Source organism: Pseudomonas sp. MWU16-30323 (assembly GCF_020515595.1).
In the GTDB taxonomy this organism is placed as follows: domain Bacteria; phylum Pseudomonadota; class Gammaproteobacteria; order Pseudomonadales; family Pseudomonadaceae; genus Aquipseudomonas; species Aquipseudomonas yamanorum.
This window is the reverse complement of the sequence record NZ_JAIWYM010000007.1, coordinates 210,930-236,988: the sequence shown is the minus strand read 5'-3', so window position 1 is coordinate 236,988 and position 26,059 is coordinate 210,930. Positions and strand designations below refer to the sequence as shown.

Sequence of the window (26,059 nt, the reverse complement as noted above, 5' to 3'; positions counted from 1 at the left end):
GTAACCCTCCGGGCAACATGACGGATAGCCCCCTACTTCACCAACGTCAACTCACCATCGCGATACAGCACCTCACACCCTAACCACGCCACATCTACTTGAGGCAGTATCGCTGAAGGTTTGCGCAACTCGCGCAACAACGTCGAGCCGTGGGACAAGCGCCCGCCCATCCGCGCAATCACCGCCCGCGCCGCTTGGTAGTGTGCATGTTGCCCCGGATCGAGGGTGTCTTCGAGTAAAATGTCGTCGCCCAGAACCCCTTGCACCTGCCCCGGATAAATCATGAAACCGGTGGCTTGTTCGGTGCCTTCGCGACCGTCCTGCCAGAAGCTGCCGTCGCGGCTGCGAATGTCTGGATGAGGCGCAAACCAATGCGCTCGATCCGCCATCGGCATGGCGTGGTGCAGGCGAAAAAAGATCCGCATCAGGTTGTCGCGATACCATTCGCGCACTTGCAGGTAGTAACCACGCAGGCCCGGCAAGCCGGTCGAATGGGCTAAGCGGATAAACCCCGGCCATTGGGGGAAGGCCTGTAATGGCAGATCCGTTGGGGCCGGGCGCGGCTTGGCCGGATCGGTTTCCCAGGGCAGTCGATGCGGGCTGTTTTCAAGGTCGTCATAAGCCGTCGGCGGCCGGCCCAGCAGGTCGCCGCCGCTGCTGGCCAGTGAGGTGGCGATGCACAAGTTGCCTTGCACCACGAACACATAAAACCGGGTGAACCAGTCGGCCAGTTGTTGGCCGTCAGCGCCTTGGGCGATCAGCTCGGACAGTTCTTCGTCGAAACGGCGCAAGCGCTTTTCTAACGTCAGCAAATGCCCGCGCGCGATACGCTGCATACGCAGGAACAACGGCAACGAGCGCAGCATTCGCAGCGGTCGCCAAGGCAGATGCGGCGTTGCGCCGCCGACTTCACTGGCGTAGCTGCTGGCAGAGATCCCCCAGTCGGCCAATCGGGCGAGAAACAGATCATTGTTGATGTACGACGCGCCGTCAAACACAGCGGTGAACGGCTCGTTATCCTGCAACACCCGCGAATCCCAACGCGCCATGATCGCCGGAATACTCGCCGCCGCACGTCGCTGGGCGTACTCCACGAAAACGCTCGGTTGTGGTGGCAGGATTTCGGCGATGTTGGCGGCCGTCAGGTGACGACGCCAACCGTAGTCGCTGATCGGCCGGTATTGCAACAGCCACAGCTTCGTACCGTCCCAGGCCCATTCAACGTCGCCAGGCACGTAGTGAAAGACCCGCAAAACGTCTTGTAGAAAGCGCCACAACAGGTCAGCGGTCAAGCCGAGTGAAGGCTTGAAGGTGTCGCTGCTCCAGGAGGCGCCGAGGCGGGAAATGATTGCGCGCTCGGGACTCACCTGACCATCGGCCAGTGACTCAAGATGCCCTTCCACCCATTCCAGTTCCACCGACAGGTGACGCACGAAAGCGATGCCGGACAGCTGCGGTGTGATGAAACGCTGCACCACCACTTCTTCAACACCCGCGGCGCTCAATTCGGTAATACGAGCCGGCACGTTCGAAGTCGATTCGCGCAGGAAGGTAGTGCTCAAACCCGCATTCGCCGCATCGGCCTGATCCTCGCCGTAACTGGAGGAACGCACCGCCCACGTAGCGCCCGGTTGGCTGGCGAGGAACGCCGGCAAGCGTGAATCCTCGCAGTCATTGAGTGACAGCGCTGGCGGCACCGCTTGCCCGGCCAACTCGGCCAGACGCAACCGACCACCCTTGGTGTGAGCGACGAATCCGCACTCACCCGACTCCAGCCACTCAGCGAACTCGGCCGGCGAGTCGATCCATGGGTAATGCCCCCAACCGGTTTTCAGGCTGATAGTCAGATCAGCGCGAGCCAGAATCGCCGACCAAGCGGCAGCCTGCTCGATGCCCAGCACATTGTCCTGATCGCCCCAGACCAACTCGACCGGATCGGTGATCCAGTCCAGCAATGGCAACGCGGTGTCTGCCCGCACCAGGTCCCAGTGCGGCACAAATGCGCGGCAGCGTGCATAGCCGGCGCCCATGCGCTGGTACTGCGCGGGCGTCCAGGTCTGGTTGGAAAACTTGCGCGCAAACAGCGCGGACTTGTTCGACAGTAGCCAGTGAATGGTTTTGCGAATGGGCAGCGGCGACATCAATGCCGGCAGCCGTCGCTGCCACAAAAACGCCCCCACCGGCGCCAACAAAACACTGCGGCAAAAGTGCCCCGGCTGACGTTGTAGCGCATGCAACACCAGCAACGCGTTCACCCCGACCGCCATGATCGCGCTGGCTTTGACGGTCGCCGTCACCAGGGCCTGAGCGTAGGCGGCAAGGTCTTCGCACGGGGCTTGAGGATTATTGCCGAAGCCTGGTAGTTCCAGTGGTACCACCTGATAGCGCTGAAAGTGCGGCAACGCGTCATCCCACCAATCGGCGGCACCGCCGTTGCCGGCCAGCAGGTACATCAGGGGCTTGCTCATGGGTTGTCCTCAGGCTAGATCGCGCAGGGCAGCGTCGAGGGTCGGGTAACGGAACGTGTAACCCGCCTCGGTCAGACGGCTGGGCACTACGCGCTGACCGTCGAAGAACAACTGCGCCATTTCGCCGGCCAGTGCGCGTACCGGCGTGGCCGGAATGTGGAACCACACCGGGCGCTTCAAGACTTTACCGACACGCTCGGCGAACACCGCCTGACTGACCGCGTCCGGCGCCACCAGGTTGTAGGTGCCGCTCAGGTTGTCGTCGGCGAATGCGCGGGCGATCACTTGAATCACATCATCGCGGTGCACCCAACTCATGATCTGTTGGCCATCGCCCATCCGCCCGCCAAACCCCAGGCGGAACGGAATCAGCAACGGCAACAACGCGCCGCCGGGGCCGAACACCACCCCCAGACGCAGCACCACCTGACGCACGCCGAGTTCGATGGCCGGTTGCGCGGCGGCTTCCCATTTTGCGCACAACTCAGCCATGAATCCGTCTCCCTTGCTGGCGCGTTCATCAAGACTTTCGCTGGCATCGCGCACGCCGTAAAAACCAATGGCCGAGGCCTGAACCCACAGCGCCGGTTTACGCCGGACGTTCTTCAGCCAGCTGATCAATGTTTCAGTGGTGTTGACCCGACTGGCGATCAGTTGCGCCTGGCGCTTGGTACTCCAGCGTGGCCCCGCCACCGGCGCACCGGCCAAATTGATCACCACGTCGAAGGTTTCGTTGTAGCCCAGTTTGCTCAGCGAACGCAGGCACCGGGCGCGGCCATCAAACAGGTACGCCGCTTTCAGCGGATCGCGAGCCAGCACGCTGACGGTGTGACCGGCGTCGAGCAATTGATTGACCAGCACTTCACCGATAAACCCGGTGCCACCGGTCACCAGCACGCGCTTATAAGCGCCGCCCGCGAACGGGTTCGACGGCTTGCCTTTGCGCTGCATGCGCAGCGCCGCCAATCCATCGCGAATGCCCGAGGCCGTCACGCCGACAGCGAACAACGTCAGCAACCAGCCGCGCCAACCGAAATCGATCGCGCTCAGGCCCGTCGGCAGACTCGCCCACTGCGCCAGTTGCACCCCGTACAAGGCAAAAAACGCCCCGCCATTCACCGCTAACACGGTGTGCATGATCCGCTCGATGGCCGGCAGTTTGCGGCTGCGATCCTCGACCACGAAATCCCACAGAGTCAGGCCGATCTCCAGTGCGAACAGCAACGCAATCACAATCGCCCACGTGCCCTGAAACGCCAGATGCGCCATGCCCAGAAATAGAATCCCGTAGAAACACGACCGCAGCGCGTGGATCGACAACTCCAGCCGAGCGCTGTGCCGATAAGGCAACGCGACAGTGAATTCGTGGTGATAGAGGGTATCCAGCGCCCCGAGAATGGCTTGGGCAACAAGCAGCGCGACCGCCCAATCCAGGAGAGAAAAATCAGACATGGTTGGCGTCACTCGGCGTGTTGTTTGAAGGGGCGGTGCGGCGGTCATGGCGATAGAGCCAGAACAGCGGCGGCAGCAGGGTGAGCAGCGCGAGGCTGTCGAACCACAGGTGTGACCAGACACGAGCCTGGGCGGAGACCCACATGTCTTGCGGCGCCCACAGCACGATGCCGGCGATTAACCAGCCCCAGGCCATGGGACTTCTCAGTCGATGACCGATGCGCACGAGGGCGAGCATGTAGAGGGAGTAGCTTTGCAGCGTGGCGCCGAATAAGGCGACCCACCAGACGTGTTGGGCGCGGGCGGCGGTGGGTACGGGGTCGATTGCCCAGAAGGCTTGTTCGATGGTTTGTAGGTAACCGTCGAGTAATCCCGAATGGCCGGCCCAGGTCAGCGCTAGGCCGACTAGTAGATGCACCAGGGCCGCGGCGTACAACCAAAGCACTAGTGCAGAGCGAAGGGCGTTAGATGGGGCTGGCATACCGTTTCCTAAGTGTAAGGGCTTGCGATCGAAAACAGCCGTGCTCGCAATCAACGCGATTTTCGACTCAGATTAACTGCGACTGACGCTACCCGTGATCTCACATTAATCGGGTCGCTTCGCAGCGGCATGCGAGCGGCGGCGATCATGAGTCTGATCCAGCCGGCGCGCATGAATGGGCATGATCCGTACGCTTATCTCAAATACGTGCCGACGCGGCTGCCGACGCAGCGAGCGAGTGAGATCGACCAACTGCTGCCGCATCAGTAGGTATCTGCCTGAGTCATGCAAGGTGACTTCGGCGGACGCTTACAATTGATCTGCGTGATCCGGCTCATTGGACACCCCGGCCTTCAGCGATATCTTCTAGCGCCTGTTCGATTCGCTGTCGCTCATTGCTACGCAGCAGCGTATCAAACTGCGCCGCAGCTCTCAGGACGAAGGTCATGCGTTGGTCGATATCGGCCAAATTGGCGAAGGGATTTCAATGGTTCGGCCGTCTTCAACGGGGCGGCATTGGTTTGCCAGCGTCAGCTCAATGGCTTGGGCTGCACCGGACGGCATGCCGGTGACGTAGGAGAGATGGTTGCCACGAAGTAGGGCTACCAGTTTTGAGTCACGGTACATTGTTGGTTGAAGGATATTTCGTTGTTCGTGGTCAGCGAGATACTCAACACTTCCGGCGATATTGCCAGCGTTGATGGCCTCGAAGGCTTGCAGGATTGCCTCGTGACCAGTGCCAAATCTCAACTGCTCATGCCCTACCGGCCACAACACCGAAGGGCGGCCATCCCCATAAATGTTCTGACGCGAAGACAAACAACCCTCAAACAGCTTCAACCCCTGCTCCATATAAAAAACATGCAACGGATACACGTCCAAAAACAGCGTGGTATTCCCCATCGCCATCATCTCGTACACATGCTGGTAAAGCTGCTGCACTGCTGAAAACGGCCCCCCATCACGCCGCCAATCAATACCGGGCAAGGGGTTGTTGCGAATGGCCCGTTCATACTCAAGCTGCCTTTGTTCGTACTCCAGCAACTTCGCCTGCCGCTGCGTTTCAAGAGGGTTGAACAAGCTCCAGAACCCGTCCCTTGCACCTTTGCGCAGCGCTTGTGCCGCTTCATGTTCAGCCTGAATCTTTTCCATCGACTCAGACGCATGCAACAAACCACACCCCACTTGCTTGGACGCGAACGCCGCGAGCCCCGCCCACTGAAAGCGGTTATCCAGTCGCCACAGCTGTGCATAAGCCGCGTTGATCGCCCGGTTGCGCGCCTTGGGATCGGCAATCAGCGTGCCGCCCGGCGCCACGATGGCTTCGGCCTGGTCCTGGTAGCTGCGCCAGGTGTTTTCACAGGTGGGTACTTGTTGCGGCGTAAAGAATTGCGTGGGATGACTCTGCGCCGACCGCACCGCGGTGCCCTTGGGCACGGTGACGGTCAGTGTTTCGGCCTTGGCGTTGGATGACGCGTGAACCTCAATGATTTGTGAGCTGCGGGTCTGATGGGGCCTTAAGCGGGGCGGCGGGTCACATTTGCAGTGGCAGAGATCATCGTCCAACGCGGCGTTTCGCCCGTTGATCCTCTCCACCAGGCGTGGGCCGTCGCAGACGATCACCCCGGTGCTTTCGCAGGCCGGGCAATAGACCTCGTCACCTTCAACAGACTGGGCCATACCATCGATTCTGCAACCCCCGTTGCCGGTGCGCACGGTGCCGTCGGTGGTGGTTTTTGCGCCTACCGTGATGTGATAACGCTTCATCCCTGATGTGTCCTTTTGTCATGTTCAGGACACGGCACGCTAGGGGAGCGGAGGAGAAGTGAGTAGTCGGATGCTTCTTACTTTGGTGTAGGTCGGTTCTGGATCAAGGTCGCTCGTGAAAGCGGTTTTCCAGTCAGGGCATGCGCTGACTGATACGGCGCTTTCGCGAGCAAGCCCGCTCCCACAGTGTTGACCGCGTTTTGGCTAAGCCTTGCGCAGGTGCAAACACTCAATCGAGCGGTCGACGGTGGTCTTGGCAATTTCCAGCAAATGCCACACCGCCAACAGCTTCGCCCGCTCGGGGCTTTGCAGCAGTTCGCCGCAGTCGAGGGCGGTGGCCGAGGCGCTGCTGAGCAGGCTCGCGGTGTAGAGCAGGGCGTCTTCGAAACTCAGGTCTTCGTTGACGGTGTGGAAGCCCTGGGAAGGCAGGTAGTGTTCGAGTGCGCGATTGAACGCGGCGCGGTTTTGGAGCAGGTCGACGGGTGGGTCGGAGACGGGTTTATTCATGGTGTAGCTCCTTTTCGGTTAAGGAGCCGACCCCTTCGCGACTAAACGTAGGGTGGCGGCTGTACGCAGGTTAGTCGACCGGCCGAAAAGGAAAAACCGGCGCACCCGAAGGTGCCCTGCGCACAGCCACCATAAAACCTCATGATGGGACATGCGCCTTTTCGGATCCGGGCGACTAAACCCGTTCACTGGTGAGCAGTGAAGGGGCGAAGACTAGCCACAGGTTCCGGCAGGCACAAGGCCGAAAGATTGTCTAGGAAACGTCCCGCAAATCAAAGGGATTTAGCCTGCTGGCCCTTTATTCGTGTCTGAATGGCCTCGCGAATGTTCCCAACCTGGCAAGGCCACCCGGGCCCGTGCAAAGCGTATCCATAACAATTTTTTGTGTGCCTCAGACGGGCTGACTAATCTACGAGCTTTCCCGGTGGATGGCTTGAGCATGATCGACCTCGCAACCCTGGCTGTTTTCTCTGGTGCAGTCCTGCTGCTGTTGCTTTCTCCAGGCCCGAACATAGCCTTCGTCATCAGTCACGGCGTGACCTATGGCTGGCGTGGCGGAGTGGCGTCGGGGTTGGGCATCAGTGTGGCGGACCTGCTGCTCACAGCACTGACCGCGACCGGCGTGACTGCACTGGTCGCCAGTTGGCCGCCGGCCTTCGACCTGATTCGCTACGCCGGGGTGTTGTACCTGCTGTGGCTGGTGTTCAAAACCCTGCAAAAAAAGCCCGCCCTGGACACGGCCCACGTCGTCCGGGTGCCGCTGGGCCGGGTGTTTGTGCGGGCGATGCTCAACAGTTTGCTCAACCCCAAGGCGTTGCTGTTTTTCATGGTGTTCCTGCCGCAATTCGTCAACCCGGAGGCGGGGCCCATCGCACTGCAACTGGTGCAACTGGGGATCGTCCTGACGCTGATCAGCGGTGTATTTCATGCCGTGCTGGGGATTTTTGGCGGGGCGGTGAGCCGGTTTTTTGCCGGCAAACCGGGGAGCGCAGGCTTACAGAAATGGGGCCTGGCGACCGTGCTGATGGTGCTGGCCGTGCGATTGGCGCTGACGTCTCGCCCGACGTGATAACCCGCCGTGAGTACGGCGGTTATCACGCGGTGATCTCCAACGAGGGGCGAGTGCTTAACCCAACCGCGCCGCCGCCCGTGCCACGATTTCACCCCGGGTCTTGCGCGACTCGGCGGTGCGTTTGCGGGCTTCCTCCAGCACAGGCGGCGGCGCGGTTTCCGGCCGGCCTGCATTGAACGGCGGGGCAGGTGCATATTCAATCTGCAACTGCACCAGTTGCGCTGCCGCCTCGCTGTACAGCTCGGCGGCCAGGGTCAGGGCAAAGTCGATCCCGGCGGTGATCCCGCCCCCGGTCAACAGGTTGCCGTCACGCACTACGCGCTCCTGCACCGGGATCGCGCCGAGCGGGGCGAGCAGGTCGTGGTAGGCCCAGTGGGTGGTCGCACGACGCCCGCGCAGCAAGCCCGCCGCACCCAGCACCAGGGAGCCGGTGCACACCGAGGTCACGTAGCGTGCGGTCTGGGCCTGTGCCTGGAGAAACGCCAGGGTTTGCTCATCTTCCATCAGCGCCCCAACCCCCGAGCCGCCGGGCACGCAAATCACATCCAGCGTCGGGCACTCGTCGTAGGTGGTGCTGGGGGTAAACACTAACCCGGTGCTGGAGGTGACCGGCGCCAGGTCTTTCCACACCAGGTGCAGTTTCACGTCCGGCAGGGAACCCAGCACGTCGTAGGGGCCGGTGAGGTCGAGTTGCTGGATGCCGGGGAACAACAAAAAGCCGATCTGCAAGGTCATGGGGAATGCTCCGGATAAAGGGATGGACGGCTTCACTCTAGTCACCTAGGCTTTGGCGCATACGCCATTGAGCCCACGAATTACGCCAACATGCCCAGAATCATCAGCGTGCTCGCTTTTCCCAATGTGCAGGTCCTCGACGTCACCGGGCCCTTGCAAGTGTTTGCTTCGGCCAATGATCTGGCGCGCCAGCAGGGTTTGCCGTTGCCCTATGCGGTCAGTGTGATTGCCGCCCAGGCCGAGCCGGTGATGACCTCGGCGGGCCTGGCCCTGGTGGCCGAGCCGTTGCCGGCCGCCGATGCGCCGTGCGACACGCTGGTGATCGCGGGCGGGTGGGGCGTGTACGGGGCCGCCGAAGATCCGGCGCTGGTGGACTGGGTTCGGCAAAAAGCCACCCAGGCCAGACGCATCACCTCAGTGTGCACCGGCGCCTTTCTGCTGGCCGCCAGTGGTTTGCTCGACGGCCGCCGCGTGGTGACTCACTGGACCCGCTGCGAAGAGCTCGCGCGCAAATACCCACAACTGACGGTGGAGGCCAATCCGATTTTCATCCAGCAGGGCAACCTGTGGACCTCCGCCGGCGTGACTGCCGGCATTGACTTGTGCCTGGCACTGGTGGAAGAGGACCTGGGCCGCGCCGTGGCCCTGGAAGTGGCGCGGCACCTGGTGGTGTTTCTCAAGCGCCCCGGTGGGCAATCGCAGTTCAGCGTGACGCTGTCCCTGCAAAAGGGCGGCAGCCGTTTTGCGGAGTTGCACGCCTGGATCGCCGAACACCTGACCCTCGATTTGAACGTTGCCACACTGGCCGCCCAGGCGGGCATGAGCGAGCGCAGTTTCGTGCGCCACTACCGCGCCGAAACCGGCCAGACGCCGGCGCGGGCCGTCGAATTGATCCGTGTGGAAACCGCCCGCCGGCAACTGGCCGACAGCAGCGCGTCGATCAAACGTATTGCCGTGCACTGCGGCTTTGGCTGCGAAGAAACCATGCGCCGCAGCTTCCTGCGGGCGGTGTCGATCACGCCCCAGGCCTACCGCGAACGGTTTTCCTCACCCGGTTGAAGCGAAGCCTGTTTGAACGAATAGGTACGTTTTTGTATCAAGGTGCTATGTTACTCACAGTCCATTGCGCAGTGTCTTGATCCCAGGCCTCTACGTCGCGGTTTTGAACCTTCCCGGCGTGCGTACAGCTCATGAATTCACTACCTCCTGTCCTTGTCGAACTACGCGCGGCGACCGCTGCGCTGCACCGACGCCTCGATACCCGTCTGCCGTTTTCCCGCATGGACCTGGCGCTGTACCGCGAGCTGATGAGCGCCTATTACGGCTTCTATCAGCCGCTGGAGCGAGCCCTGGCGCCGTGGGGTGAAATCATCCCTGACCTGGAATGGGGACGGCGCAGCAAAACTCCGTACTTGCAGGCTGATTTGCGGGCGCTGGGCCTGGAAAACTCGCAGATCGACGCCTTGCCGTTGTGCTCCGAACTGCCCGCCATCACCAACGTGGCCCAGGCCTTGGGCGCCCTCTACGTGCTGGAAGGCGCAACCCTCGGTGGCCAGGTGTTGCGCACGCTGATCGAGATCAAGATTGGTGTCGGCTCCATCAATGGAGGGGCGTTCATGAATGTGTACGGAGCACAAACCAGCGCACTGTGGCAGCGCTTTCTTGATTGCCTGTACCCGCTGCAATCCCCGACCGAACGCCTGGAAGCGGTGGAGGTTGCCGAGTCGACCTTCCTCTGTTTCGAGCAGTGGCTGGACCATTGCGGAGTGCTGCGATGAGCACGGTCGATACGCTGATAGACGACTGCGCCAACGAGCCCATCCACATTCCCGGATCGATCCAGCCCCACGGCTTGTTGTTGACGCTGAGCGAACCGGCGCTTGAGGTACTGCAAGCCAGCAGCAACCTGACCGTCGCCCTGGGCCTGGGCGCGGAAAGTGCGTCGGGCCAGGCGCTGGCCAGTGTGCTGGGTAGCAAGGCCGCAGCGCAGGTGAGCCGTGCCCTGGCAGACCTGGACGCCGACGAAGATGAGATGCATCAACTGACGCTTGATGGGTACGCCTACGACATCCTTCTGCATCGTCATCAGGGCCTGCTGTTCCTCGAGCTGGAGCGGGCCATGACCCTTGAGCACCGCGCCGTGGGGCAACTCGCCCGCACGATGCGCCGCTTGCAGTCCGCCAAGACGCTCGAGAGTTTGTACCAGACCTGCGTCACCGAGATTCGTAGCCTCACCGGTTATGACCGGGTCACCTTGTACCGCTTCGAGCAGGAAGGCCATGGCAAGGTCATCGGTGAGGCCCTCAGCGAGGGCATGCAGCCGTACTTGGGATTATGTTTCCCCGCTTCGGACATCCCGCCCCAGGCGCGTGAGTTGTACCGGCTGAACTGGATCCGCGTGATTCCCGACGCCGAGTACCAGCCGGTGCCGATCCTGCCGGCCCTGCGCCCCGACAACAGCCAGCCCCTGGACCTCAGCTTCGCCGTGTTGCGCAGCGTGTCGCCGGTGCACTGCCACTATCTGAAGAACATGGGCGTGCGTTCCTCCATGAGCATTTCTCTGCTCAAGGACGACCAGCTCTGGGGCCTGATCACTTGTGGTCACCGTGAGCCGTTGCGTGTGCCCTATGAACTGCGCACCGCCTGCACCAGCATCGGCCAGCTGTTGTCGATGCAGATCACATTGCTCCAGGAGCAGCAGGAGCGCCGTCAACAACGCGACAAGGCCGCCATGGTCGAAGAGATGGTCGCGGCCATGTCGGCCGTTCAGTGCGATGTGATGGAAAGCCTGCTGCCGTACGCGCAAACGTTGCTGAACCTGGCGGCCGCCGGTGGCCTGGCGATATTGGTGGAAGAGCGTCTGCATGTGTTCGGCGTTTGCCCCAAACGTGCTGAAATCCACGCCTTGTACCAGTGGGTGCGCGGGCAGGGCAAAGGCGTGGTGCACAGCCATCAACTGTCTGTGGATTTCCCGCCGGCGGCGGCCTATCAGGCCCACGCCAGCGGCCTGTTGGCGTTCTGCCTGCCCAAGCCGGTGGACAACGCGGTGATGTGGTTTCGCCCGGAGGTCAAGTCCACGGTGGAGTGGAGCGGCCAGCCGGTCAAACATCAGGAGCCGGGCAGCACGACCTTGAGCCCGCGCCTGTCGTTTGAGCTGTGGAAGCAGCAGGTCGACGGCAAGGCCCTGTACTGGTCACTCTCGGAGTTGCTGGCGGTGGAGAGCCTGCGGCGCAATGCCCTGGAGCATGACCTCGCCCGCCAGGTCATGCGCCAGGATGAAGCCGTACGGGCGCGCGATGAACTGGTGGCGGTGGTCTCCCATGACCTGCGCAGCCCGCTGACGATCCTGCTGATGCAATGCGGCATGATGCGCAGCCTGGTGCCCGCCGAGGACAGCAAGGCTGGCCGACGCCTGTCCAGTGCGATTGAAACCATGCAAAACGCCACGTCCCGCATGAACACGCTGCTGGAAGACTTGATCGATATCTCGCGCATCGAGGCCGGGCGCTACAGCGTGTCACTGCAACCACTCGATGTGGCCGCGACTCAGGAGCAGATCTGCTCGATGTGGCAGCCGCTGGCGGCCGCCAAAGGGGTGGACCTGGCTTGGCGCTCCGTGCCCGGGCTGAGTGTGCAGGCCGATCCGGAGCGGCTGTTCCAGGTGTTTTCCAATCTGCTGGGCAACGCCCTGAAATTCACCCCGGTGGGCGGTGTGATCGAGGTGATTGCCGAGGCCACGGGGGACGAGGTGCTGTTTCGGGTGTGCGACAACGGCGTCGGCATCGACCCTGCGCAGCTGCCGTACATCTTTGACCGCTACTGGACCTCCCGCGTGGGCAACCCCACCGGCAGCGGCCTGGGGTTGTACATTTCCCACGGCATCATCGAGGCCCACGGCGGCACCCTGTGGGCTGAAAGCGTGCTGGGGCAGGGCAGCGTGTTCAGCTTCAGGATCTCGGCGGGGGGCTGAGGCTCAGCAGCTCGAATATCGCCTCAAGGGTCGCTTGGGGCGCTTCCTGGGGAATATTGTGGCCCACACCGGCCAGCACTTCGCGTCGATAAAACCCGCTGAAATTTTCCAGGTCGTCATCTTCAACCGGGGCCGGACCTACGCCGTCATCGGCGCCACACAACGAGACGCTCGGCACCGAAATCGGCGGTGGCTGCACCAGGGCCTGTTCGATGCTTTCCAGCGCAGGATCACCCGGTGCGTACATGAAGCGATGACGGTAAGAGTGGACCACCACCTCGACAAAATCCGGGTTATCGAACGACGGTGCGGTCTTGTCATACAGGCTTGGCCCCTCAGCCCAGGACGGCGACCAGAGCGCCCACAGCAACTGGCAGAACTCACGCCGGTTGGCGGTCAGTCCGTCGACACCCCGTTGGGTATGAAGGTAAAACTGATACCACAGCCGATGCTCTGTTTCCGGCGCCCGAGGCTTGATCGACGCAGCGATATCCTGAATGTTGTAGCCATCGCCCGTCACCAGCCCGCGCACCCGCTCCGGCCACAACGCCGCGACGATACAGGCGGCGCGTCCGCCCCAGTCATAGCCCACCAGCGTGGCTTTTTCGATGGAGAGGGCATCCATGAAATCCCGCAAATCCTTGGCCAGTGCCGCTTGTTGGCCGGAGCGCATCACCTGGGCGTTGATAAAACGCGTGGGTCCATAACCCCGCAGGTACGGCACCAGCACCCGGTAGCCACGTGCGGCGACCACCGGGGCGATCTCGTCGTAGCCGCGAGGATCATAGGGGAAGCCGTGCAGCAGGATCACCACCTCACCGCCTTCAGGGCCATGGGCTTCGTAGGCGAGATCGAGCATGGGCGTGCGGATTTGGAGGGTGGGCATGGTGGCTCCAAGGGTGGAGGAAACGTGTTGGAACTGTAGACCAAGCGGATTACTGAACGTCGTGGGAATGACGACAATTGCTTTACTTGTGATGTTTGCCAAATAACCTGTGGCGAGGGAGCTTGCTCCCGTTGGGCTGCGCAGCAGCCCCAGGTTTTGTTGACGGTGTCCTTTAAATTAGAGGGCGATGAGCTTTTTGGGGCCGCTTCGCGCCCCAGCGGGAGCAAGCTCCCTCGCCACAGTGAGGGGCGGACTTAAATCTCTGGGTGGCTGATGAAGTGATGCCGCCACAAATCCGCGCCCAGTTTTCCCGAGCGATCCAGCGGCGAGCACACAGGTGTCAGTTTGGATGCCACACACCAGCACCCGGTCCGGCGCGAGGCTTTTGAGGTGGCTGATGGTCTCGGGCGTCGGGGCGTTCACCCGCCAGTCGGGCGGGGTGAAGGCGGGTTGTACGTCGATGATCAGCAGAACCTGGCGCGGTCTATGTGGGAGCTGGCTTGCCTGCGAAAGCGGTGTTTCAGTCATTGATGTATGAGCTGATCCACCGCCATCGCAGGCAAGCCAGCTCCCACAGGGTTACTCCTGTGCCTTCAGATTGTGCTCAGCCTCAAGGCTGCCAAACCGTCTTCACCCCACTCAACTTCCGGTCCAGAAACGTCGCTGCGCTGATCAATGCCAAATGGCTCAACGCCTGTGGGGTATTGCCCAAATGCCGTGCCTGGTTATCGAACTCTTCGGCATACAACCCCAGCGGGTTGGCATAGCGCAGCAACTGTTCAAACTCCAGATGCGCCTTCTCCACTTGACCGGCCCGGGCCAGGCATTCCACGTACCAGAACGAACACGCCGCAAACGCGCCTTCGGTGCCTTGCAGCCCATCAATCTGGCTGTCGTCGTTGCGGTAGCGGTACACCATGCCGTCACGCACCAGACTTTTCTGGATCGCTTCCAGGGTCGACAACCAACGTGGGTCCGTCGCCGCGACGAAGCGTACCAGCGGCATCAACAGCATCGAGCCGTCCAGTGCCGTGCTGCCGATATGCTGCACAAAGTGGCCGCGTTCTTCGTTCCAGAAGTTGCTCCAGATATCCGCGTAAATCGCCTGGCGGGTTTGGTCCCAGCGGGCAAACGGCGCCGGCAGCGAGCGCTTGGACGCCAGGCGAATCGCCCGGTCCAGGGCCACCCAGCACATCAGCCGCGAATGCAGGAAGTGATGCTGCTCACCGCGCATTTCCCAGATGCCGACGTCTTTGTGATTCCAGGTTTCGCAGACCTGGTCGGCCACTTCCACGGTGTGTTTCCAGCCCTCGTGGGAGATGGCTTCACCGTATTTGTTGACCAGGTATACGGCATCCATCAGCTCGCCGTAGATGTCCAGTTGCACCTGGTCGTAGGCTTCGTTGCCGATGCGCACAGGTTGCGCGCCGCCGTGGCCGCTGAGGTGGCTCAGCTCGGTTTCCGGCAGCTCCTGGCGGCCATCGATGCCGTACAGGATGTTGATTTTCATCGGCTGATCGCAGCAGTCACCCACCCGGCCTTTCAGCCAGCGCATGTAGCCGTTGGCTTCTTCGATAAACCCCAGGCGCATAAAGGCGTAGACGGTGAACGAGGCGTCGCGGATCCAGGTGTAGCGGTAGTCCCAGTTGCGCTCACCGCCAGGTGTTTCCGGCAGGCCGAAGGTGGCAGCGGCGAGGATGGCGCCGTGTTTGCGCGAGGTCAAAAGCTTCAAGGCCAGGGCCGAGCGATTGACCATCTCGCGCCAGCGCCCACGGTAGTTGGACTGGGCGATCCAGCCGCGCCAGAATTTCAGGGTGCGCTCCAGGCACAGGTCGGTACAGTCGTTTTTGACCCGTACATCGTCGAGGCCGCCGAGGACAAATTCGGCGCCTTCTTCCTGGCCCAGGTCAAAGCTCGCCACCGCGGCATCACCTTCCAGCTGCATGGCGTGGCTGCCCGCCAGGCGCAGGCCGGGTTGGTCTGCGGCCTCGAACAACACGTCGCCGTCAGCTTCAGTGGCCCGGGTCTGGGCGCGGGCGTAGTCATGGCGCACCGCGCAACGCATATGAATGCGCGCCTTGCCGCTGACCACCCGCACCCGACGAATCAGGATGGGCAGGTCGTCGACTTCTTCACTGATGGTCAGGAAGTCGGTGATTTCCACCACCGCCTCATCGCTCAACCAGCGGGTTTGCAGCACGTTGGTGTCCGGCAGGTAAATCTGCTCGCGGCGAGCGTCGGGCAGGTCCGGGGTGAGCTGGAAGATGCCGGCGGCGGGGGAGTCGAGTAACGAGCAAAAGATTGAGGGGCTGTCGAACTCCGGCCAGCAGAAAAAATCGATGCTGCCCTTGTCGTTCACCAGCGCCGCACTGCGCATGTCGCCGATGATGCCGTGGGCATCAATGGCACTTTGTGGTTCGTTTTTCAGATCAACCATTGCCACGAAACTCCGGATAAAGGCTCATGCCGCCGTCAATAAACAAGGTGCTGCCCACCACGTAGTCGGAGGCATCACTGGCCAGCCACACCACCGCATTGGCCACGTCCTCGACGTCACCCACGCGGCCATAGGGAATCAATTTGAGTAGCTCCACCTCGGCCGCGCCTTCGGTGGCGGCGCGGTTGATAGCCGTGCGGATCGCCCCCGGCGCAACGCCGTTGATGCGGATGCGCTGCTGGCTGACTTCCTGGGCCAGGGTGCGCATCAGCATTTCCACGCCGCCCTTGGAGGCGGCGTAGTTCACGTGCCCGGCCCAGGGGATTACCTGATGGACCGAACTCATGTGAATAATCTTCCCGGCGGCCCGGGACACCCCTTCGCGGATGCCCTGGCGATTGAAGATGCGCAAGGCGGCGCGGGCGCAGAGGAACTGGCCGGTGAGGTTGACGCCGATCACCGCGTTCCAGTCGTCTAGCGTCATGTCGACGGCCGCTGCGTCTTTTTGCATGCCCGAGTTGGCCACCAGAATGTCCAGGTGGCCAAAGGCATCGAGGGTTTGTGCAAACAGCCGCTCGACATCCGCTTCTTTCGACACATCGGCGCCAATTGCAATAGCCCGCCCGCCGTCGGCATTGATCTGTGCCGCCAGTGCTTCAGCCGGCGCCGCCTGGGCGTTGTAGTTCAGCACCACGGCGGCTCCGGCCTCCGCCAGGGCCTTGGCGGCCCCCGCGCCGATCCCGGAACTGGCGCCGGTAACCAGCGCCACTTGTTGCTCCAATGAAATGCGCATTGCCCACCAACCTTTTTCAGAGTGCCCACTTAGCTGACTGATGGCGTGGGCCACAAGTTCACCGGATGTCTGGAATGCGACGATGGCTGTCTATATCTATCGTTTTCGCCACAGGGCTTTTCGCTAGAATCAAGGCCTGAACGACGCGAGACCTGAGCCAATGACCTGCCAACCCCGCCCATGGCTTGAAGCCTACGCCGACAACTACCGCAACGATGACGTGGTGCACCCCCATTGCCACGCCCAGGCGCAACTGATCCATGGTGTGTCCGGGGTGATGGTGGTCAGCACTGCCCAGGGCAGTTGGCTGGTGCCGTCCGGGCATGCGCTGTGGGTGCCGGCCGGCACCCCGCACGAAATCCGCATGGCCGGCGATGTGCACATGCGCACGCTGTTCCTGATGCCCGACGCCGAGCCGGGGCTTGGGCGTACCTGCCAGGTGATCGAAGTGTCGGCGCTGCTGCGGGAACTGATCGTTGCTGCTACCCAGATTGCCGGGCACCACAGCCCGCGCCTGCAGGCCATGATCGAATTGATCCGCATGGAACTGCTCGCCGCGCCGGTGGTGGCGATGCACGTGCCGGTGCCTGGCGAGGCTCGTCTGGCCAGGCTGTGCACGCATTTCATCCGTAACCCGTCCGACGACAGCAGCCTGGAGTCCTGGGCCGACAGCCTGAACATGAGCGCCCGTACCTTGAGCCGGGTGTTCCAGCGTGAGTTGGGCATGAGTTTCGGCGAATGGCGCAAGCGCGCGCGGTTGGCCTTGAGCTTGAAGTTGTTGGCCCAGGGCGTGTCGATTCTGGAGGTGGCGCTGGAGCATGGTTACCAGAGCCCGAGTGCGTTCAGTGCGATGTTTCGCAAGTCGTTGGGGTATCCGCCGAGTCATTTCCGGCCGGGGGCTTAGTGTTGCGTCGAGTAACGCTATTGTCCGTTTAGCGACGATACATGGCCCTGACGCGGGCGAATCGGACAGGCCATCTGCCTAATCTGCAAGGCTCTTTCTTGAGCGAGCCTTGTGATGCACAGCCCTTCCTTTCATCCATGGATACCCATCGCCCTGTTGAGTGTGCTGGCCGGGTGCAGTGGCGTGTCCGGCCAGCCGTCGACCGTCACGGCGCAGCCCGCGCCGCAGCTTTCCGTCGAGTCGGCCGAGGCGTTGCCCGCCCGTTGGTGGCAGCTGTACCGTGACCCGCAACTGGACGCCCTGGTGGCGCGGGCCCTGCGCCAGAACAAAGACCTTGAAGCCGCTGCCGCCCACGTCGACGCGTTGCTGGCGCGGCTGGAGCAGGTGGACGGCGAGCGCCTGCCGTCCACCTCTCTGGACTACGGCGTGGCCTACGGTCGCAGCCGGGATGACCAGACCCTGGCCCAGGCGACCCACCGTCATGCCGGTGCCGAATGGAGCCACACGCCTGCGTTTTCCCTGAGCTACACCCTCGACCTGTGGGGCGAGGTGCGTTATCGCATTGCCGCCGCACGGGCGGATGCCCAGGTGGCGCGGGCGCAGGAAGACGAGTTACGGGTGACAGTGGCCGCGCAGACGGCCCGCGCGTATGCCCAGGCCTGTGTTTATGGATTGCAGGAGCAGGTGCAGGCCCATTCGGTGCAGTTGCTGGAGCAGAGCGTCGCGGTCACGCAAAAACTGCAAAAGGCCGGCGCGGCGACGGACCTGGACCTGACTCGCTTGCAAGGCCTGCTGGAAGAAACCCGCGCACCGCTGCCGATGTTCAAGGCCCGGCGCAGCAGTGCGTTGTATGAGTTGGCGGTGCTCAGCGGGTTGCCGCCGGAGCAGGTTGCCCCACGCAGCTGCGGCCAGAGCCCGCAGTTGCAGGCGCCGTTGCCGGTGGGCGAGGGGTGGGCGCTGGTGCAGCGGCGGCCGGATATCCGTCGTGCCGAGGGGCAACTGCACTCGGCCACCTCGACGGTGGGCCTGTCCCGGGCCGAGCTTTACCCGAGGATTACCTTCGGCGCGATGCTCGGTTCATCCGCCAGCAGCCTGGGCAAACTGGGGGACAGCTACGCGACGGTGTATTCCGTCGGGCCGCTGGTGTCCTGGCGCTTTCCCAACCGGCAGATCGCCCAGGCGCGGGTCAAGCAGAGCCAGGCCGAAGCACGCCAGGCCCTGGCGCAGTTTGACGGCACAGTGCTCAACGCGTTGAAGCAGGTCGAGCAGGCCATGGCCTTGTACCAGGGCGAACAGCAGCGTCGCCAAGCCCTGGCCGCCGCGCTGGACAACAACCGCCGCGCCTTCGACCTGGCCTCCCGTGGCTACCACGCCGGCGCGCTGGATGCCCTGCAATTGCTGGACAGCGAGCGCAGCCTGGTGGGCCTTGAGGCCCGCGTGGCCGAGTCCGACCTGCGCCTGATCAGCCGCCAGATCGACCTGTTCCAGGCCCTCGGTGGCGGCTGGCAGCGTGACGATCCAACCGACCCCTTATCTGTCGCTGTCAATGGAGCCACACCATGAACCAGGCTGTTGAACCCATTCGCCTGACCGTTATGCAACGCCATCGTCGCGCTCTGGTGACCACGGCTTCCCTCGCTACGTTGCTGGGGCTGGCCACCTTTGCCGGGTATTGGTGGCAGTGGGGGCGTTTTCTGGAAGAAACCGATGATGCCTATGTACGCGCTGATTGGGTTGCCATCAGCCCACGGATCGCCGGGTATGTGGCCCAGGTGCTGGTGGAAGACAACCAGCCGGTCAAGGCCGGCGATGTGCTGGTACGTATCGACGACCGGGATTTCACCGAGCGCCTGAACAGCGCCCAGGCGCAACTGCAACAGGCGCAGGCGGCAGCGGCGGCGCAACAGGCCTCGCTGCAGACCCTCGACGCGCAAATGGGCGAGCAGCAGCAACGCATTGCCCAGGCAAAGGCAGCGTTGAGCAGCAGCGAGGCCGAGGCCCGGCGCGCGAGGCTCGATTATCAGCGATATCGCGAGTTGGTCGCACAACAGGTGGCCAGCGCCCAGCACCTGGAAACTGTCAGCGCCAGCCAGGCCAAGGCCCAGGCGGCCCTGGCACAAGCCCGCGCCCAGGTTGCGCGGCAGCAGGCGCAGTTGCAGGTGTTGCAGGCGCGCCGGCAACAGGCGCAGGCGCAAATTGTCGAGCATCAGGCGCGCATCGGCGAGGCCCAGGCCAATCTCGCCCTGGCCGGTAATGCGTTGAAGGACACCGAGATTCGAGCGCCTTTCGACGGCGTGGTGGGCCAGCGCAAGGTCCGTCGCCAGCAGTATGTGATGCCCGGCCTGCCACTGCTGGCGGTGGTGCCGGTGGAACAGGCCTATGTGATTGCCAACTACAAGGAAACCCAGTTGCAGCACATGGCGCCGGGGCAGTCGGTGGAGATCGCGGTGGACAGTTTTGCCGGTGCGCATTGGCACGGCCAAGTGGAAAGCATCGCCCCTGGCTCCGGTGCCGTGTTCGCCTTGCTGCCGCCGGACAACGCCACCGGCAACTTCACCAAGATCGTCCAGCGGTTTCCGGTGAAGATCCGCCTGGAGCCCGGCGAGTCGCGGGTTCTGCCGGGCATGTCGGTGATCGCCACGGTCAATACCCGTCCTGCCGTGAGCCAGGAGCCTGTCCATGGAGGCTGAAGGGCGTGTGCCGTTTCGCGCCTGGGTCGCGGTGATCGGCGGGCTGTTCGGCTGCTTCATGGCCGGGATGAACGTGCACGTCACCAGCGCCGCGCTGCCGGAAATCGAAGGCGCACTGGGCGCGACCTTTGAGGAGGGCTCGTGGATTTCCACGGCCTACCTGGTGGCGGAAATCATCATGATTCCCCTCACGGCGTGGCTGGTGCAGGTGTTTTCCCTGCGCCGGGTGATGTTGTGGGGCTCGGGGATATTCCTGGTGGCGTCGGTGGCGTGTTCGCTGTCGCCCAACCTGCAAGTGATGATCCTGATCCGGGTGGTGCAGGGCGCGGCCGGGGCGGTGCTGATTCCGTTGTCATTCCAGCTGATCATCACCGAGCTGCCGGCCAGCAAGATCCCGCTGGGCATGGCCTTGTTCAGCCTCGCCAACAGTGTGGCCCAGGCGGCCGGGCCGTCGATTGGCGGCTGGTTGACCGACGCGTATTCCTGGCGCTGGATCTTCTACCTGCAACTGTTCCCGGGGATTGCGTTGCTGGCGGCGGTGGCCTGGTCCATCGACCGTCAGCCGATGAAGCTGGGCCTGTTGCGCCAGGGCGATTGGCTGGGCATCGGCTGCATGGTGCTGGGCCTGGGCGCGTTGCAGATCGTGTTGGAGGAGGGCGGGCGCAAGGACTGGTTCGGCTCGCCCTTTATCGTGTGGATGACGCTGTTGGCAGTGATTGGCTTGATCGGGTTTGTGGCGCGCCAGTTGTGGGGCAAGCATGCCTTTATCAACCTGCGACTGCTGGGGCACTACAATTTTGGCGTGGCCAGCGTGGCGATGTTTATCTTCGGCGCCAGCACTTACGGACTGGTGTTTCTGGTGCCCAATTACCTGTCGCAATTGCAGCACTACAACGCCAGTGAAATTGGCGTGAGCTTGATTGCGTATGGGCTCGTGCAACTGATCATGGCGCCGTTCCTGCCGCGGTTGATGAAGTGGGTGAGTGCAAAAATGCTGGTGGCTTCGGGGTTTGCGATCATGGCCTTGGGCTGCTGGATGGGCGCGCATCTGTCGGCGGACAGCGCCAGCAATGTGATCGTGCCGTCGATCGTGGTGCGGGGCATGGGCCAGCCGTTGATCATGGTGGCGTTGTCGGTGCTGGCCGTGCATGGGCTGGCCAAGGCGCAGGCGGGGTCGGCGTCGGCGGTGTTCTCGATGCTGCGCAATCTGGGTGGCGCCGTTGGAACAGCGTTGCTGGCGCAATTGGTGGTGGTGCGCGAGCGGGTGCATTCGGCGCGCATCGGTGAGTCGGTGACGCTGTTTGACTCGGCCCTGCAACAGCAACTTCCCGGCGGCGGGGTGTTGCAGGAGCAGTGGCCGGAGCATCAGGTGGTGCTGAATCTGCTGGACCAGAGCGTGCGCCATCAGGCGTTTTTGATGGCCTACAGTGATGCGTTCTTTCTGGCGTGTGTGGCGTTGGCGGCGTGTGCGGTGGCGGCGTTGTTGTTGCGGCGTACCTAGGGTCAATGTTGTGGTGGGCTCAAGTGAGCGCAATGGTTCAGGTGTGTTTTTATGGTTTTGGGGGCTGGGTGCATATCCGTTATTTGGGTGATGGCTTGTATGGGTTCCGCTCTTACAGCGGCTCACTTTTGAACAGCGCAAAAGTAAGCAAAACGCTCTTGCACCACCACTCGGCACCTCGCTTAGGCTCGGTGTGCCAGCGTGGTTTAACGGGGCGCCTAAGATCAAGATCAAAAGCAAGAGCACAGCGGCCTACCGGCCGGCTTGAGTGTTGAAGAGCCAAATCAAAAGCTAAAGCGGGCACGGTCAAATGTGGGAGCTGGCTTGCCTGCGATAGCATCAACTGGGTCTGCCTGATACACCGAGGTGTCTGCATCGCAGGCAAGCCAGCTCCCACAGAAAAGCAGATCTGTTTTCGCTCTGGTCTTTGTTTTTGCTTTTGATCTGCTGTTGATCTTGATCTGACTGCCCCAATAAGCCCAATGCCGGAGTGAACACCGAGCCCCAGCGAGGCGCCGACAGGCGGGGCAGAGCGTTTTGCTTACTTTTGCGCTGTTCAAAAGTGAGCCGCCGTAAGAGCCGAACCATAAGTAGCCGTTACCTAAATAACGGATATGCCCCCATATGATCCTGACAACTCCCCCCACACTCGTTCAGCAAACGGCATTGGGCTTCAAACCGCGCAACAACAACTCCAGCCCTTGCAAGGCCTCTTCCAGTCGCTCGCCCGAGTCTCCATCCTGGGCGATCCACAGCGATGCGCTCACCAGGCTGCCATTGATCAGCCTCGCCAACGCCTGGCTGCCCGCATGCTCGATGAGGCCCGCTTGCATCAGTTCATCGAGCAGTTGGCGCAGCGAGTCCACGCATTGCTGCTGGTCGGTGGCGCCCAGCACCGCCGGGGCGTCTTGCAATACGATGCGCTGGATCTCGGGATCCTGAGCCATACGCAAATAGGCCCGGCAGCGTTCGCAAAACCCTTCCCAAGGGTGATCGGCCTGTTCCGAGATACGCTGCAGGCTCGCGTCCATTTCACCGTCCAGCTGCGCAACCACCGCCGCGAGCAAGCCCTTCTTGTCGCCAAAATGATGGTACAACGCTCCCCGGGTCAGGCCGGCGCGGGCGGTGAAATCATCCATCGACGTTTGGGCGTAGCCTTGCGTGGCGAAGGCGTGGCGGGCGCTGGCGATCAGGCGGGCGCGGGTGTCTTCGATCATGTCGGCACGGGCTCGGCTCATGGGTAAGGCTCACAATAGGCGATTGACATACGGCGCGTATGTTACGCATGATTTGTCACATACGCACCGTATGTATTTTGCCCCGAATACCTCGAATAGCAAGTTTCAGGGCGCTCAGGAAGAGGTTACACACATGGCAAACCCCTACGCCGAGCTGTTCCAGGCGCCAGGTTCCAGGGCTTTTGTATTGGCGGGCATGCTCGCCCGCATGCCGATCTCCATGACCGGGATCGGCTTGATCACCATGCTGTCGCAAGTGCACGGCGGTTACGGATTGGCAGGGGCGGTGACCGCCACCTTCGCCCTGGCCACCGCGTTTTGCGCGCCCCAGGTGTCGCGATTGGTGGACCGTTACGGCCAGGGCCGGGTGTTGCCGGTGGCCGCTTCCATCGGCGGGGGCGCGCTGTTGCTGCTGTTGCTCTGCACCCGCTTGCAGGCGCCGACGTGGACGCTGTTTATCTTCGCCGCCCTGGCCGGTTGCATGCCCAACATGTCGGCCATGGTGCGGGCGCGCTGGACCGAGCTGTATCGCGGCCAGCCCAAGTTGCAAACCGCGTTTGCCCTGGAGTCGGTGCTCGACGAGGTGGTGTTCATTATCGGCCCGCCGGTGTCGGTGGGCTTGTGCGTGCTGCTGTTTCCCGAGGCGGGGCCGTTGATTGCGGCACTGTTCCTGGCAGTGGGGGTGACGGCATTCGTGATGCAACGCCGCACTGAACCACCGGTGCATGAACACCACGCCGAACACGGCCGTTGGCTGATCGCCTCGCCCTCGGTGTTGATCCTGATGGTGTTGTTGATGGCCATGGGGGTCATCGTTGGGGTGGTGGATGTGGTCAGCGTCGCCTTCGCCCAGCATCAAGGCCAGCCAGCCGCCGCGAGCATTGTGCTGTCGGTGTACGCCATTGGTTCGTGCCTGGCCGGGCTGGCGTTTGGTGCCCTGAAATTGAAAGCGCCGTTGCCTCGCCAGTTCCTGTACTGCGGCGTGGCAACGGCGATCACGACGTTGCCGTTGCTGCTGGTGACGAACATTCCCGGGTTGGCGGCGGCGATCTTCATCTCCGGGCTGTTCTTCGCCCCGACGCTGATCGTGTCCATGGCCCTGGTGGAGCAAATCGTCCCGCCGAGCCGTTTGACCGAAGGCATGACCTGGCTGATCACCGGCCTGAGCATCGGCGTGGCCATTGGCGCCGCCAGTTCTGGCTGGATGATCGACCACTTCGGCGCCCCCAGCGGGTTCTGGGTGGCGCTGGCGGCGGGGGCGGTGGTGCTGGGGGCGGCGGTGTTGGGGTATCGGCGGTTGGGGTGATTACCCTGTCACCAGTGCGCCGCGATGTTGCAGGAATTCGTTCAGCGCTTGCCGTGTGAGGTCGTTCAGCGTGACTTTTTGCCGGGTCGCCGCGAGGGCGGCGGCCAAATGGAGGTCATGGCCGACACGGACGTTGAACGAGCCCTTGCAGGGCTTTTCCGGTGTTTGCCCAAGGGCCTGGCAGGTCTCGATGTAGTCGTCTACGGCGGTGCAAAAGGCCGCGTCCAGTTCAGCGACGGTTTTGCCCTCGTAGCTGACCAGGGCCTTGATGAAAAGCAGCTTTCCGAACAGGCAGTTGTCTTCGAGGCTGGCTTCGATGGAGCCGATGTAGCCTTTGTGTTTCAGCTGGTTGTTCACTGAATCAGTTCTCCTGATTTCAATTGTTCGATGATCTGGCGCCGAATGTAGTGTTTCAGTTCGTTGCCGGGGTGAGGCTTGTGCAGGGTAATCATTGCACTGGGGTCGCCTATGTCGAACCTGACCCGGCTACCCGCCCCTTCGATTTGCGTGTAGCCCAGTTGCCGCAGCAGCGTTACCCGTTCGGGCCAGGTAAAGGCCGATTGTCCATTGAGCAGTTTGGCCAGCAGCTTTTCATTTTTCGACACGGCGATCCTTGCCTGTAACTAAATGTAGTTGCAGTTGATGGGTTGCGTCAATGATAGGACAGCCTCGCCGAGCCGCTCGGTGTTTGATGTAACCCTTGATGACACGGTTGCCTGCGTCGCAAATCCCCCGCTAATTTTTCCCCTCCGGATTCGTTTTATAGGGACGACGTGCCTTTGGAGCAGAGCCACATGGACCTATTGCTGGAATTGAATGCCTCCCCTCTGTTGAGTGAGCGGGGCAGCTTGCCATTGTTGATTGAGGCCCCGGAGCCCGGTCTCGCACTGATGGATGTGTTCAACGAATTGCAACCGTTGGTTGAACGGCATCTGCCAACGGCCGGCGGCATTTTGTTTCGCGGTTTTGAGGTGGGGGGTGTCGACGCGTTTCGCCAGTTTGCCCAGGCATTCGGCCACCCGTTGCTCAACTATGAGTTTGGCTCCACACCACGCAGCAACGTCACCCAAGGCGTGTACACCTCTACCGAGTACCCGGCGCATCAAAGCATTCCGCTGCACAACGAGCAGGCCTACACCCTCGAGTGGCCAATGAAAATCTGGTTCTACAGCGTGATTGCCGCGCAGACCGGCGGTGAAACGCCGATTGCCGATAGCCGTGAGGTGTACCGCCGAATGCCGGAGTATGTTCGCCAGCGTTTTATCGAGAAGGGCCTGATGTATGTGCGCAATTATGGCAATGGCCTGGATGTGGGGTGGGAGCAGGTATTCAACACCGAAGATCGGGGTGTGGTAGAGGCCTATTGCCAAGCGCACGCCATTGAGTGGGAGTGGAAAGACGATGGCGAGTTGCGCACTCGCCAGACCTGCCAGGCGGTGGCCCGGCACCCGTCGACCGGCGATTGGGTGTGGTTCAACCAGGCGCATTTGTTCCATGTTTCCAACCTGCCGGACGAGGTGCGGGAAACCTTGCTGGATATCGTCGATGAAGAGGATCTGCCCCGTAACGTTTATTACGGTGACGGCTCGCCCATCGAAACCGAGGTGCTGGACGAGGTGCGTCGGGTGCTGGACGAGTGCGCTATCAGTTTTCCCTGGCAGGCGGGGGATGTGCTGATGCTCGACAACATGCTCGCCGCTCACGCGCGTTCGCCCTTTACCGGGCCCCGCAAGGTGGTCGTGGCGATGGCGCAAGGTTATAGCGAGCAACCTCGCTGAACCCTTGCTTGGCGAGCCCAGGCGCAGCGCCCTGCGGCGTTGTGGGCAGGTGATCGGCCAGCGGCTTTACTGTC

22 protein-coding genes and 2 pseudogenes are annotated in these 26,059 nt (G+C 62.3%); 11 read left to right on the top strand and 13 right to left on the bottom strand.

The window, feature by feature from the left end; all coding sequences use genetic code 11:
* Nucleotides 1-32: 32 nt before the first annotated feature.
* The 3 genes from LIY45_RS11685 to LIY45_RS11675 are packed head-to-tail and all read right to left on the bottom strand — an operon-like array spanning nt 33 to nt 4,401.
* Nucleotides 33-2,468, bottom strand: a complete 2,436-nt coding sequence (locus tag LIY45_RS11685) for a PEP-utilizing enzyme (protein ID WP_226476423.1) — start codon at nt 2,466-2,468, stop codon at nt 33-35.
* Nucleotides 2,469-2,477: 9 nt separating this feature from the next.
* A complete protein-coding gene (locus LIY45_RS11680) occupies nt 2,478-3,920 on the bottom strand; it encodes a TIGR01777 family oxidoreductase (RefSeq protein WP_226476422.1) in 1,443 nt (480 codons plus the stop codon).
* Nucleotides 3,913-4,401 (bottom strand): cell division protein, encoded by a 489-nt coding sequence (locus LIY45_RS11675; RefSeq protein WP_226476421.1) that lies wholly within the window; start codon nt 4,399-4,401, stop codon nt 3,913-3,915. The genes LIY45_RS11680 and LIY45_RS11675 overlap by 8 nt, the downstream gene beginning before the upstream one ends.
* 111 nt (nt 4,402-4,512) lie before the next feature.
* Here LIY45_RS11675 and LIY45_RS11670 point away from each other — a divergent pair.
* A pseudogene (locus tag LIY45_RS11670) lies at nt 4,513-4,671 on the top strand (transposase domain-containing protein); the annotation flags it as partial.
* 174 nt (nt 4,672-4,845) lie between these two features.
* On the opposite strand, the gene LIY45_RS11665 reads toward LIY45_RS11670, so the two are convergent.
* Together LIY45_RS11665 and LIY45_RS11660 are read right to left on the bottom strand one after the other, a co-directional pair.
* Entirely contained in the window at nt 4,846-6,168 is a 1,323-nt protein-coding gene (locus LIY45_RS11665) for a PAAR domain-containing protein (protein WP_226476420.1), read from the bottom strand.
* A 204-nt stretch (nt 6,169-6,372) separates the two neighbouring features.
* A complete protein-coding gene (locus tag LIY45_RS11660; protein WP_226476419.1) occupies nt 6,373-6,675 on the bottom strand; it encodes a hypothetical protein in 303 nt (100 codons plus the stop codon).
* A 439-nt stretch (nt 6,676-7,114) separates the two neighbouring features.
* Between LIY45_RS11660 and LIY45_RS11655 the strand changes: the two genes are divergently transcribed.
* Nucleotides 7,115-7,744 carry a LysE family translocator gene (locus tag LIY45_RS11655; protein WP_226476418.1) on the top strand — a complete coding sequence of 210 codons (630 nt, stop codon included), beginning with the start codon at nt 7,115-7,117 and terminating at the stop codon, nt 7,742-7,744.
* 57 nt (nt 7,745-7,801) lie between these two features.
* On the opposite strand, the gene inhA is transcribed toward LIY45_RS11655, so the two are convergent.
* Nucleotides 7,802-8,482 (bottom strand): isonitrile hydratase, encoded by a 681-nt coding sequence (gene inhA, locus LIY45_RS11650; RefSeq protein WP_226476417.1) that lies wholly within the window; start codon nt 8,480-8,482, stop codon nt 7,802-7,804.
* 90 nt (nt 8,483-8,572) lie between these two features.
* Between inhA and LIY45_RS11645 the strand changes: the two genes are divergently transcribed.
* The 3 genes from LIY45_RS11645 (at nt 8,573) to LIY45_RS11635 (ending at nt 12,452) form a co-directional block, all read left to right on the top strand.
* Nucleotides 8,573-9,541, top strand: a complete 969-nt coding sequence (locus LIY45_RS11645; protein ID WP_226476416.1) for a GlxA family transcriptional regulator — start codon at nt 8,573-8,575, stop codon at nt 9,539-9,541.
* 131 nt (nt 9,542-9,672) lie between these two features.
* On the top strand, nt 9,673-10,260 hold the full coding sequence (locus LIY45_RS11640; protein WP_226476415.1) for a biliverdin-producing heme oxygenase: 588 nt from the start codon (nt 9,673-9,675) through the stop codon (nt 10,258-10,260).
* The gene (locus LIY45_RS11635) at nt 10,257-12,452 is read left to right on the top strand and encodes an ATP-binding protein (protein WP_226476414.1); all 2,196 of its coding nucleotides are present in this window, start codon (nt 10,257-10,259) and stop codon (nt 12,450-12,452) included. The genes LIY45_RS11640 and LIY45_RS11635 overlap by 4 nt, the downstream gene beginning before the upstream one ends.
* On the opposite strand, the gene LIY45_RS11630 is transcribed toward LIY45_RS11635, so the two are convergent.
* From LIY45_RS11630 to LIY45_RS11615, 4 genes and pseudogenes are all read right to left on the bottom strand, one after another.
* Complete coding sequence (locus LIY45_RS11630) at nt 12,430-13,338, bottom strand: alpha/beta hydrolase (protein ID WP_226476413.1); 909 nt, start codon at nt 13,336-13,338, stop codon at nt 12,430-12,432. The two genes, LIY45_RS11635 and LIY45_RS11630, sit on opposite strands and share 23 nt — an antisense overlap.
* A 254-nt stretch (nt 13,339-13,592) precedes the next feature.
* Nucleotides 13,593-13,866 (bottom strand): annotated as a pseudogene (locus tag LIY45_RS11625) (hypothetical protein).
* A gap of 82 nt (nt 13,867-13,948) precedes the next feature.
* Nucleotides 13,949-15,775 (bottom strand): glycoside hydrolase family 15 protein, encoded by a 1,827-nt coding sequence (locus LIY45_RS11620; RefSeq protein WP_226476412.1) that lies wholly within the window; start codon nt 15,773-15,775, stop codon nt 13,949-13,951.
* Nucleotides 15,768-16,568 (bottom strand): SDR family oxidoreductase, encoded by an 801-nt coding sequence (locus LIY45_RS11615; RefSeq protein WP_226476411.1) that lies wholly within the window; start codon nt 16,566-16,568, stop codon nt 15,768-15,770. Before LIY45_RS11615 ends, LIY45_RS11620 begins: the two co-directional genes overlap by 8 nt.
* A 160-nt stretch (nt 16,569-16,728) precedes the next feature.
* Here LIY45_RS11615 and LIY45_RS11610 point away from each other — a divergent pair, with 160 nt between their 5' ends.
* The 4 genes from LIY45_RS11610 (at nt 16,729) to LIY45_RS11595 (ending at nt 21,663) form a co-directional block, all read left to right on the top strand.
* Nucleotides 16,729-17,472, top strand: coding sequence for a helix-turn-helix transcriptional regulator (locus LIY45_RS11610; RefSeq protein WP_226476410.1), 744 nt, complete (start codon nt 16,729-16,731; stop codon nt 17,470-17,472).
* Between the two features lie 114 nt (nt 17,473-17,586).
* On the top strand, nt 17,587-19,035 hold the full coding sequence (locus LIY45_RS11605; RefSeq protein ID WP_226476409.1) for a TolC family protein: 1,449 nt from the start codon (nt 17,587-17,589) through the stop codon (nt 19,033-19,035).
* Nucleotides 19,032-20,162: an HlyD family secretion protein gene (locus tag LIY45_RS11600; RefSeq protein WP_226476408.1), complete on the top strand. Its 1,131-nt coding sequence runs from the start codon at nt 19,032-19,034 to the stop codon at nt 20,160-20,162. The genes LIY45_RS11605 and LIY45_RS11600 overlap by 4 nt, the downstream gene beginning before the upstream one ends.
* Nucleotides 20,152-21,663 carry an MDR family MFS transporter gene (locus LIY45_RS11595; RefSeq protein ID WP_226476407.1) on the top strand — a complete coding sequence of 504 codons (1,512 nt, stop codon included), beginning with the start codon at nt 20,152-20,154 and terminating at the stop codon, nt 21,661-21,663. Before LIY45_RS11600 ends, LIY45_RS11595 begins: the two co-directional genes overlap by 11 nt.
* Nucleotides 21,664-22,316: 653 nt before the next feature.
* Here LIY45_RS11595 and LIY45_RS11590 read toward each other — a convergent pair.
* Nucleotides 22,317-22,901, bottom strand: coding sequence for a TetR/AcrR family transcriptional regulator (locus tag LIY45_RS11590; RefSeq protein ID WP_226476406.1), 585 nt, complete (start codon nt 22,899-22,901; stop codon nt 22,317-22,319).
* A gap of 133 nt (nt 22,902-23,034) precedes the next feature.
* Here LIY45_RS11590 and LIY45_RS11585 point away from each other — a divergent pair, with 133 nt between their 5' ends.
* Nucleotides 23,035-24,207 carry an MFS transporter gene (locus LIY45_RS11585; RefSeq protein WP_226476405.1) on the top strand — a complete coding sequence of 391 codons (1,173 nt, stop codon included), beginning with the start codon at nt 23,035-23,037 and terminating at the stop codon, nt 24,205-24,207.
* On the opposite strand, the gene LIY45_RS11580 is transcribed toward LIY45_RS11585, so the two are convergent.
* Together LIY45_RS11580 and LIY45_RS11575 are read right to left on the bottom strand one after the other, a co-directional pair.
* On the bottom strand, nt 24,208-24,564 hold the full coding sequence (locus tag LIY45_RS11580; protein WP_017476869.1) for a type II toxin-antitoxin system HicB family antitoxin: 357 nt from the start codon (nt 24,562-24,564) through the stop codon (nt 24,208-24,210).
* Nucleotides 24,561-24,812: a type II toxin-antitoxin system HicA family toxin gene (locus tag LIY45_RS11575; protein ID WP_226476404.1), complete on the bottom strand. Its 252-nt coding sequence runs from the start codon at nt 24,810-24,812 to the stop codon at nt 24,561-24,563. Before LIY45_RS11575 ends, LIY45_RS11580 begins: the two co-directional genes overlap by 4 nt.
* A 189-nt stretch (nt 24,813-25,001) precedes the next feature.
* Here LIY45_RS11575 and LIY45_RS11570 point away from each other — a divergent pair, with 189 nt between their 5' ends.
* Nucleotides 25,002-25,985, top strand: coding sequence for a TauD/TfdA family dioxygenase (locus LIY45_RS11570; protein ID WP_226476403.1), 984 nt, complete (start codon nt 25,002-25,004; stop codon nt 25,983-25,985).
* Nucleotides 25,986-26,059: the final 74 nt, after the last annotated feature.

Excerpts from the sequence above, each read along its gene's own strand:
- LIY45_RS11685 (WP_226476423.1), bottom strand. The coding sequence starts at position 2,468 with ATGAGCAAGCCCCTGATGTACCTGCTGGCCGGCAACGGCGGTGCCGCC.
- LIY45_RS11680 (WP_226476422.1), bottom strand. The coding sequence starts at position 3,920 with ATGTCTGATTTTTCTCTCCTGGATTGGGCGGTCGCGCTGCTTGTTGCC.
- LIY45_RS11675 (WP_226476421.1), bottom strand. The coding sequence starts at position 4,401 with ATGCCAGCCCCATCTAACGCCCTTCGCTCTGCACTAGTGCTTTGGTTG.
- LIY45_RS11665 (WP_226476420.1), bottom strand. The coding sequence starts at position 6,168 with ATGAAGCGTTATCACATCACGGTAGGCGCAAAAACCACCACCGACGGC.
- LIY45_RS11660 (WP_226476419.1), bottom strand. The coding sequence starts at position 6,675 with ATGAATAAACCCGTCTCCGACCCACCCGTCGACCTGCTCCAAAACCGC.
- LIY45_RS11655 (WP_226476418.1), top strand. The coding sequence starts at position 7,115 with ATGATCGACCTCGCAACCCTGGCTGTTTTCTCTGGTGCAGTCCTGCTG.
- inhA (WP_226476417.1), bottom strand. The coding sequence starts at position 8,482 with ATGACCTTGCAGATCGGCTTTTTGTTGTTCCCCGGCATCCAGCAACTC.
- LIY45_RS11645 (WP_226476416.1), top strand. The coding sequence starts at position 8,573 with ATGCCCAGAATCATCAGCGTGCTCGCTTTTCCCAATGTGCAGGTCCTC.
- LIY45_RS11640 (WP_226476415.1), top strand. The coding sequence starts at position 9,673 with ATGAATTCACTACCTCCTGTCCTTGTCGAACTACGCGCGGCGACCGCT.
- LIY45_RS11635 (WP_226476414.1), top strand. The coding sequence starts at position 10,257 with ATGAGCACGGTCGATACGCTGATAGACGACTGCGCCAACGAGCCCATC.
- LIY45_RS11630 (WP_226476413.1), bottom strand. The coding sequence starts at position 13,338 with ATGCCCACCCTCCAAATCCGCACGCCCATGCTCGATCTCGCCTACGAA.
- LIY45_RS11620 (WP_226476412.1), bottom strand. The coding sequence starts at position 15,775 with ATGGTTGATCTGAAAAACGAACCACAAAGTGCCATTGATGCCCACGGC.
- LIY45_RS11615 (WP_226476411.1), bottom strand. The coding sequence starts at position 16,568 with ATGCGCATTTCATTGGAGCAACAAGTGGCGCTGGTTACCGGCGCCAGT.
- LIY45_RS11610 (WP_226476410.1), top strand. The coding sequence starts at position 16,729 with ATGACCTGCCAACCCCGCCCATGGCTTGAAGCCTACGCCGACAACTAC.
- LIY45_RS11605 (WP_226476409.1), top strand. The coding sequence starts at position 17,587 with ATGCACAGCCCTTCCTTTCATCCATGGATACCCATCGCCCTGTTGAGT.
- LIY45_RS11600 (WP_226476408.1), top strand. The coding sequence starts at position 19,032 with ATGAACCAGGCTGTTGAACCCATTCGCCTGACCGTTATGCAACGCCAT.
- LIY45_RS11595 (WP_226476407.1), top strand. The coding sequence starts at position 20,152 with ATGGAGGCTGAAGGGCGTGTGCCGTTTCGCGCCTGGGTCGCGGTGATC.
- LIY45_RS11590 (WP_226476406.1), bottom strand. The coding sequence starts at position 22,901 with ATGAGCCGAGCCCGTGCCGACATGATCGAAGACACCCGCGCCCGCCTG.
- LIY45_RS11585 (WP_226476405.1), top strand. The coding sequence starts at position 23,035 with ATGGCAAACCCCTACGCCGAGCTGTTCCAGGCGCCAGGTTCCAGGGCT.
- LIY45_RS11570 (WP_226476403.1), top strand. The coding sequence starts at position 25,002 with ATGGACCTATTGCTGGAATTGAATGCCTCCCCTCTGTTGAGTGAGCGG.